Here is an 8,093-nt window from a genome sequence, read left to right as displayed (position 1 = left end):
CTGGCCGATGCCAACGAGGAGGCCGCGAACCTCCTCGCCCTGCAGACCCGCCAGCAGCTCAGCCAGACGGCCCTGTCTCTCGCCAACCAGGCCGACCAGGGCGTCCTGCGCCTGTTCTGATCGCGGTCACAGCGTCGACGAAACCGGCGGCGGGGGCCCTCCCCCGTCGCCATTCTTGTTTTGTGGTACGTCATGCTTAATCGAGGGACGGTTCGAAGCCGGTCCGTTAGAGCTTCATTAACCCTAATGCCGTCTAATCCTTCCTGATCGAGAACGGCGAAGCGCTCGCCTGCGTCCGAGGGAAGTAGACATGGCTGATATCGTCCTCTCGAAAGGCATCCGCTCCAACCTGCTGCAGTTGCAGAACACGGCGGCGAACGTGACCCTGACGCAGGGGCGGCTCTCCACGGGCAAGAAGGTCAACACGGCCCTCGACAACCCGACGAACTTCTTCACGGCCTCCGCGCTCAACGGGCGCGCCGGCGATCTCGGCGCCCTGCTCGACGGCCTGTCGAACGGCATCAAGGTCCTGGAGGCGGCCGACAACGGCCTGACCGCGATCACCAAGACCATCGAATCGCTGCAGTCGACCGTCCGTCAGGCCCGCCAGGACAAGACCTTCAAGACCTCGTCCTACACCTACGACAAGACGGACTTCGACGGCGCCAGCCCGATGAGCATGAGCTTCTCGGGTGGCGCGGTGGGCTCGACGCCGGTCGCGGTCTCCCTGCAGAAGTCGACCGTGCAGGGCTCCGGCTTCGCGGCCGTCACGGCCGGCACCGCCGGCACGATCACGATCACCAACGCCAACGTTAACGGCGGAGCCGCCGTCACCGTCACCCTCGCCAACGGCGACGACGCGGCGACGATCGCCGGCAAGATCAACACCGCCCTCGATGCCGCCACCGGCGGCGACGGCGGCGTCTCGGCCTCGGTGGACTCCGGCGGCCAGCTCGTGCTCTCGAGTCTGAACGGCGGCGCCATAACGGTCGCCAACGGCACGGCATCGGGCGGCGTCGCCCAGATCGGCCTCGGCGGCTCCACCGCCTATGTCGGCAAGTCGGTCGACGAACTGGTCGACTCGATCAACAAGAACACCGGCCTCACCGGCAAGATCCGCGCGTCGAACGATGCCGGAAAGCTCCGCATCGAAAACCAGTCGACCTCCGACCTGACCGTCACGGGCATCACCGCGGGGGCGATCGACGGCGGATCGGGGACCGGAACGATCGGTCCGAACGACGTCCGCAAGAACCTCGTCGTGCAGTTCAACGACCTGCGCAACCAGCTCGACAAGCTCGCCGACGACTCCTCCTACAACGGCATCAACCTGCTGCTCGGCGACAAGCTGAAGCTGTTCCTGAACGAGAACTCGACATCCACGCTCGAGATCCAGGCCAAGAACAACAACGGCAACGCCCGCGCCATCAACAACACCGAGCTCGGCATCACGTCGGCCACCGACGCCGAGTTCGAGAGCGACACGGCCCTCGACGCACGCCTCGACAACCTCAAGACCGCGATGGACGTGGTCCGCTCGCAGGCCTCGTCCTTCGGCTCGAACCTGTCGATCGTCGAGAACCGCCAGGACTTCACCAAGAAGATGATCAACACGCTGAAGGGCGGCGCCGACAACCTGACCTTGGCCGACATGAACGAGGAGGCCGCCAACCTCCTCGCCCTGCAGACCCGCCAGCAGCTCTCCCAGACCGCCCTGTCGCTCGCCAACCAGGCCGACCAGGGCGTCCTCCGCCTCTTCGGCTGAGCCTCCGGCGGCCCCGGTCCTGGGATCAAGCGGCGGGCTTCGGTCCGCCGTTTTCATGTCCGCCGGCCCGTCATGGTTAACCGCCCGTTAACGCCCTCCCGCGATCATGGAACCGGGATCCGCAGTCGGCCGGACCCCCGCCGTTTACCCTTTCTTGGGCGTCCGCCCCTACCCTCCAGAAGGAGAACCGACATGGCTCTGAAGGTCGAACTGAAGCCGGGCGAACGGATCATCATCGGCGACAGCGTCATCACGAACGACAACCAGCGGACCCGGCTTTTCATCGAGGGTGACGCGCCGATCCTCCGAGAGAAGGACATCCTCCGCCCGAAGACGGCAACGACGGCCGCGCGGCGGATCTATCTCGCCATCCAGATGATGTATTTAGCCAAAAGTCATGAAAAATTCTGGGTCGAATACCAACTTCTCAAGACCGACTTCTTGAGCGCCGCTCCCTCTGCTCTTCGCATTGTTGAGGAGATAGAGAAGGAGATGTTAACTGGGAACCTCTATAAGGCTATGAAGGCGGCCCGGTCGCTTATTGAGTACGAAGAAGGTCTCCTCGGACATGCAGAACGCCACGACGGCCTACACGAAGACGGCCCAGAAGACCGCCGCTCCCCGTGAGCTCGAGGCCCAGCTGCTCCTGAAGGCCGCCGCCAAGATCCAGATGGTGATCGACGGGACCACGACCGATCCCGACCAGATCATGGAGGCCCTGCGCTACAACCGCCGCCTCTGGACCATCCTAGTCGCCTCCCTCACCGACGCGACCAATCCGCTTCCGATCGAGATCCGGCAGAACCTCGTCAACCTGGGCATCTTCCAGGTGAGCCACACCCGCGCCGTCGAGTTCGAGCCCGATCCCGGCGCCATGCCGATCCTGGTGAACATCAACCGCCGCATTGCCGAGGGCCTGCGCATGCAGGCCGGCGACGCCGCGCCCGCCGCCCAGACCGCCTGACGGCGCCTACGCTCTCGCCAACCCGGTGCTACGCCCTCCCCCTACGGACGCGCCGGCAGCCTGGACAGCCCATCCTCTTTGCGCAAGCCCCGATGGGCACTGACGCGTCCGGGCCCCCATCCTCTCCCCTCGCATCCCCGGCAGGAGCGCCGGCAGCTGTATCGGGGAGGCGTCATTGTTGCGTCCTTGGCCCTCGCGCGCCGAATGCACAGCGAGTCCGTCTCCGAGAGCCGTCCAACGCGTGTCACCCCGGCCATCGAGCCGGGGCCGATTGGCCGTCCCGCCCGGCACGGCCGCGCCGTTGCACAACCGCCGTGCAGGATGCGAGGCCATTGGGTTCCGGCTCGACGGCCGGAATGACACCCGTGGGGACGTCTGGACAGAAAGGCTGCGCCGGGCTTGCGGAGCCCCGACCTACCGACGAGGTGCGGGACGCACCAAACGTCAGAGGAAGTTCGTCAGCGACAGCTTGTAGAGCATCGACGCCGCCTGGTAGCTCGACTGCATGCTCGTCTGCAGCGACAGGAGCTTGACCGCGACCTCGTTCTTGTCGACGCCCTCGGTGTCGTTCAGGTAGCCCTGCAGCGTGGACTCGTTGAGGGTATGGCGCTCGTCGGCGGACTTCGCCGCCGTCTGGGCGAGCGCGATCTCCATGTGGACCGCGGTGAGGGTCTGGGTGCCCGGCGGGTTCGCCAGGTTCGCCTTGAGCTTGGTGGCGAGGCTCGAATGCAGCGCCTTCTCGGTCGTCCCGCCGCCCGACAGGTCGACCGCCGTCATTACCGCGAACTGCCGCAGGTGCCAGGAGAAGGCCTCCTCGTTGGCACGCATGCCGTAGGAGACCGACACCGCGCTGTCGACCTTGGACTGCACCTCCGCGCGCGCCCCCGTGGTCGGCGTGTCGTCGCCGACGTACCAGGAGACGGTGTTGGCCGGCGTGCCGTCCACCAGCGCCGTCGCGCTCGCGAAGGGCGGGCCGGCGACGCGCTTCGGCGCAACGCCCCCGAAGGCCGCGAAGAAGTTCTCCGAGGCCTCCGCCGCCGAGGCCGCCGTCAGGTCCGTCGAGGCCGCGTAGGCAAGGCGGTCGTCGAGCGCGTCCTTGAGGTTCTGCGCCGTGTCGGCGGGCGTCGCCCCGATGGCGAAGAGGCCGTTGTCGAAATCGTTGGCCCCGGCCGCCTTCAGCTCGACCTGGGTCGTGCTGCCGTCCGGCTGGGTCAGGGTCAGCCGGAGTACCTCGCCGGGGCTGGGCTGCCCCGTGAACGACACCGTCAGCGACGGCGGGGAGCCCGCCGGCGCCGACACCGTGGCGTTGGAGAGCGTCGAGGTCGCCGGCTGCAGCTTGAAGCCGAAGGGATGCACCCCGTCCTCGGCGAGCGTGACGTCCGCCCCCGCGATCGAGCTGGCGAGCCGCCCATTGCCCGTGCCGAGGTCGGCCTGCCGGCGCTCCTCCATCACCTGCCTGAAGCCGGCCCGCCCGCCGTTGCCGTCCATGATCTCGTCGAAGGACTTCACCGGCGGCTTGTCGGTCTGCCGCCCGCCGAACATGTAGCGTCCGGCCACCTCGCTGTTGAGGAGGCCGAGGAACTCGACCATCGCGCTCTTGGCGGTCTTCTGCTGGACGGTGACGCCGTCGGCGAGCAGGTCGAACTTGTTGGGGTCGAAGGCCGACCGCGTCTCGGTGACGATGTCCTGCATGTGTTGCAGGGTGCCGGTCGCCGTCTTGAGCCGCGTGTCGAGCAGGTCGATCGACTGCTGATAGGTCTTGATGCTCTCGATCTGGCTGCGGAACGAGATCGCCAGCGAGCGCTCGGACCCGAGCCCTCCATAGGTCGTCGCCTTGATGCCGGAGCCGAACTGCCGCTCCAGGTCCTCCATCTCGCGCCGCATGGCGACGAGGCGGGTCACGACGGCGGACGAGTAGCCGAGCGGGCTGTTGACGTTCATCGGTCTCTCCTCAGGTCCGCATCAGCGTGTCGAGCATCTCGCGCGCCGTCTGCATGACCCTGGCATTGGCCGCGTAGGCCGACTGAAGCTGGATGAGCCGGGCGAGTTCCTGGTCGACGTTGACGGCGCCGATCTCGTTGGCGCGCGCCTCGACGTTGTTCTGCAGCACGGTCTGCATGTCGAAGGCGGACTTGGTGTCCTCCGAGATCATGCCCCAGTAGGAGATGACCGCGTCCGCGAAGCCCCGGACCGTCGACGTGACCGCCGTCGACCCGCTGGCGACGCCCGTCTCCGGCCCGAAGTCGAAGGTCGTGTCGTTGAGCCGGGCGATCATCTCGTTCGGCCGCGACGGGTCGCCCGCCAGGGTCGCCGGGCTGGTCTGCCATTTCACCAGCAGGGTCGGGTCCGTCAGCACCGCCGGGTTGACGCCGATGCGGCTGGCGAAGCCGCGCTTCTGCGTCGCCCCCTCGAGCGCCCCCGTGTAGGGCACCGCGGCGGCCCCCTTCCCGTCCGTGAACAGCGGCAGGCCGACCTTGCCATCCACCACCGCCGTCATGGTCACGCGGGCCGAAAGCGACACCGGATCGACGGTGTTGGCCGCCCCGTCGTCCAGGATCCGGATCGTCGAGCCCGAGGGATTGCTGACCGTGAAGGCGGACCCGAGCGCCGCCTGGATTTGGGTCGCCACCGATCCCATGCCACCCGAGAAGTCGATCCCGTAGACGACATCGTCGGGATTGCCCGTCACCGCATTGTCGAGCGGCAGGATGGACGGGTCGTCGACCCGGATCAGGCTGACCGTCTTGGTCTTCCCCGTCCCGTTGTCGAGATACTCGAACGTCACAGCGTTGCCGGCCTTGAGGCCCGACAGGTCGATGTCGAAGCCCGCCTGCGCGCCCGACGTGACGGCGGTCCCCTGCACGGTATCGCCCGACATGGCGTCCGCGAGCGCGGCCGCCATGGCGTCGAGCTGGTTCTGCGCCTTGACCAGCATGCTGTCGCGCGCGTCCACCAGCGCGGCGATCTTGCCCGAGCGGAAGAGCTTGGAGTCGATCACGTCGACGGCCGTGGCCGGGTTGTTGCCCAGCGTGATCGTGCCAACCCCGCGCACCGCGGGATCGCGGTCCCAGAGCTTGGTCGGCGTCAGCATGCCCTGCTTGTCGAACCGGAGCTCCGTCGCCTCGGCCCCGACCAGCGTCGCGCCCGACATGGTGAAGACGGTCATCTGGCCGTTGCCGGCCTCCAGCGTCTGCACGTCGACGAGGGTGGCGAGTTCCTTGACGCACAGGTCGCGCGCGTCGGCCACCGTCGTGATGTCCTGCCCGGCGGCCTTCTGGGAGACGAGCTTCTCGTTGAGCCTGGCGATGTTCTCCGTGAGCTCGTTGACCCGCGTCACCGCGTCCGCGATGGCGCTCTCGGCTTCCGTGCGCATCGCCTGCACGTCCGCCGAAAGCTGGTTCAGCCGCGTCGCCAGCGACTGCGCCGCGTTCAGGGCCCCCGCCCGGGTCGGCACGCTGTCGGGTGTGGTCGCCAGGGCCTGCAGGGCCTCCGCGAAGCGGCTGAAATCCGAGGCCACCGAGTTCGCCGTGCCAGGGATGCCCATCAGCTGGTCGAGCCGCGTCGCGTAGCGGTTCTGGGTCTCCGCGAAGGCGGTGGTCGGCGTCGCCTGGATGACCTGCCGCTGCAGCTCGTAGTCCATGTGGCGCTGCACGGTCCCGCGCAGGCCGATGGTGCCGCTCTGGCCGACATAGTCGGCGATCGTCAGTTCCTTGCGGGTGTAGCCCGGCTGGTCGGCGCGCGCGATGTTCTGCGCGACGACGTCCGTCTCGCGCTGCGTGAGCCCGAGTCCGGCGACCGCGATGGAGATGGCGGTACTGATGGCCATGACGGCACCCTGGGGAAAGGGCCGGCCGGCCCGGCGGGCGGGCGGCCGGCGGACGCGTTACCGGATGATGTTGAGGACATCCTGCATCATGTCGTTGGCGGTCGAGATGATGCGGCTGTTGGCCGAATAGGCCTGCTGGGTGATGATCATGCGCGAGAACTCCTCGGCGATGTCGGTGTTCGAGCCCTCGAGCGCCTGGCCGGTGATCGAGGTCTCGTTCATCTTCATCGCGGGCCCGGATTCGCGCGTCACCGAGAAGGCGCCACCGTCGAGCCGCTTCAGCGAGCTGTCGCCGTTGAACTGGAAGAGCGGCACCTCGGCGATGTCGACCTGCTGGCCGTTCGTGTAGGTCGCCGTGATCCGGCCGTTGTCGCCGGCCGCCACCGACACCAGCGAGCCCGCCGTGTAGCCGTCCTGGTCGATCACGTTGACGATCACGTCGCCTTGCGAGGTGGCGTTCTGCCGGATGCCGTCGGTGTCGTAGTCGAGCGTGATGTTGCCCAGGCTGTGGCCGGACACGCTCAGGCTCGGGATGGAGATGGAGGCCGAGGTCGGCGACGTCATCTTGCCGGTGTTGTCGAAGACGAAGTCGGTCCCGACATTCGTCCACATGGGCTGGGTGCCGGTCGCCGACGGGTCGGACTGGTAGAAGAGGTTCCAGGTCTCCGGCGAGGTCGCGGTCTGCGCCCACCGGAACTGCACGTCGAGCTTCGCGCCGAGCGCGTCGTAGAGGGTGGTCGAGCCTCCCTCCAGCGACTGGCCGCGGAAGTCCTCGAAGTCGTTCGCCAGAACGACGCCGTCGCCGCCGGCGCCCGTCGTCAGCGGATTGCCGCCCACGCCGTAGTCGGCCGTGTTGACCATGGGCACCCGCGGGTTCGACGGGATGCTCGCCTGGTAGGTGATCCGCGTGCTCTGCCGCGCCTCCAGGAAGCCGGTCGAGATCTTCAGGATCTCCGGCACGTCGCCCTGGGGGTTGCCCGTGCCCGGGTCGACCGGGATCGCCATCAGGTAGTAGCCGGCGCCGTTGACCAGGTACCCCTCGCGGTCCATCACGAAGTCGCCGCGCCGCGTGTAGACGTTGGCGCCGGAGAACTGCGAGACGCCGTCGGTCTCGCCGACCTTGCTCTGGACCTGGAAGTAGCCGTCGCCGCTGATCGCCATGTGGGTGTCGATCGAGGAGGCGGAGATCGGACCGGCCAGCATGTTGGTCGATCGGGACAGCGCCATGACGGAGCCCGATCCCTGCCGTTCGGCGGTCTGGCCCAGGCTGTTGACGATGTCCGCGAAGGACGTGTCCATGCGCTTGAAGCCGGTCGTCTGCGAATTCGCGATGTTGCCGGAGATGTTCTCCAGCGCAAAGGACTGAGCCTGCAGGCCGGCCACCGCGGTGGTCATGGCGCCGAAAATGCCCATCTCGATACTCTCCCGATACGTCCCGTCCGTCCGGGCGGCGCCCGGTCGGGATCAGAGGAGAGCACGCGGCGTGCCATCGCCCGAAAGGCCGATTTCCCTGCGATTCCAATGATTTTACATTGGTT

At 67.4% G+C, this 8,093-nt stretch carries 7 protein-coding genes; 4 read left to right on the top strand and 3 right to left on the bottom strand.

The genetic code is table 11. The annotated features are described in order from the left end of the window. The 4 genes from WBG79_RS25730 to flaF form a co-directional block, all read left to right on the top strand. Window positions 1-120, top strand: a 120-nt coding sequence (locus tag WBG79_RS25730) for a flagellin (RefSeq protein WP_337360109.1), incomplete at its 5' end; no start/stop codon positions are given. A 190-nt stretch (window positions 121-310) separates the two neighbouring features. Then, window positions 311-1,765 carry a flagellin N-terminal helical domain-containing protein gene (locus tag WBG79_RS25725; RefSeq protein ID WP_337360101.1) on the top strand — a complete coding sequence of 485 codons (1,455 nt, stop codon included), beginning with the start codon at window positions 311-313 and terminating at the stop codon, window positions 1,763-1,765. Between the two features lie 192 nt (window positions 1,766-1,957). Next, a complete protein-coding gene (gene flbT / locus WBG79_RS25720; RefSeq protein WP_337360100.1) occupies window positions 1,958-2,392 on the top strand; it encodes a flagellar biosynthesis repressor FlbT in 435 nt (144 codons plus the stop codon). After that, window positions 2,334-2,729: a flagellar biosynthesis regulator FlaF gene (gene flaF / locus WBG79_RS25715; protein ID WP_337360099.1), complete on the top strand. Its 396-nt coding sequence runs from the start codon at window positions 2,334-2,336 to the stop codon at window positions 2,727-2,729. The genes flbT and flaF overlap by 59 nt, the downstream gene beginning before the upstream one ends. A 444-nt stretch (window positions 2,730-3,173) precedes the next feature. On the opposite strand, the gene WBG79_RS25710 is transcribed toward flaF, so the two are convergent. From WBG79_RS25710 to WBG79_RS25700, 3 genes are read right to left on the bottom strand one after another with little or no spacing between them, the layout of a single operon-like run. Beyond that, complete coding sequence (locus WBG79_RS25710) at window positions 3,174-4,670, bottom strand: flagellar protein (protein ID WP_337360098.1); 1,497 nt, start codon at window positions 4,668-4,670, stop codon at window positions 3,174-3,176. Between the two features lie 10 nt (window positions 4,671-4,680). Further along, window positions 4,681-6,555 carry a flagellar hook-associated protein FlgK gene (gene flgK / locus WBG79_RS25705; RefSeq protein ID WP_337360097.1) on the bottom strand — a complete coding sequence of 625 codons (1,875 nt, stop codon included), beginning with the start codon at window positions 6,553-6,555 and terminating at the stop codon, window positions 4,681-4,683. A 57-nt stretch (window positions 6,556-6,612) separates the two neighbouring features. Continuing rightward, a complete protein-coding gene (locus WBG79_RS25700; protein WP_337360096.1) occupies window positions 6,613-7,968 on the bottom strand; it encodes a flagellar hook protein FlgE in 1,356 nt (451 codons plus the stop codon). Window positions 7,969-8,093: the final 125 nt, after the last annotated feature.

The sequence above is a fragment of the Prosthecomicrobium sp. N25 genome, assembly GCF_037203705.1.
GTDB lineage: Bacteria > Pseudomonadota > Alphaproteobacteria > Rhizobiales > Ancalomicrobiaceae > Prosthecodimorpha.
The sequence above is the reverse complement of the archived record's forward strand: the minus strand, read 5'-3'. Positions and strand labels throughout refer to the sequence as shown.

Coding starts and splice junctions, on each gene's coding strand:
- WBG79_RS25725 (WP_337360101.1), top strand. CDS start 311: ATGGCTGATATCGTCCTCTCGAAAGGCATCCGCTCCAACCTGCTGCAG.
- flbT (WP_337360100.1), top strand. CDS start 1,958: ATGGCTCTGAAGGTCGAACTGAAGCCGGGCGAACGGATCATCATCGGC.
- flaF (WP_337360099.1), top strand. CDS start 2,334: ATGCAGAACGCCACGACGGCCTACACGAAGACGGCCCAGAAGACCGCC.
- WBG79_RS25710 (WP_337360098.1), bottom strand. CDS start 4,670: ATGAACGTCAACAGCCCGCTCGGCTACTCGTCCGCCGTCGTGACCCGC.
- flgK (WP_337360097.1), bottom strand. CDS start 6,555: ATGGCCATCAGTACCGCCATCTCCATCGCGGTCGCCGGACTCGGGCTC.
- WBG79_RS25700 (WP_337360096.1), bottom strand. CDS start 7,968: ATGGGCATTTTCGGCGCCATGACCACCGCGGTGGCCGGCCTGCAGGCT.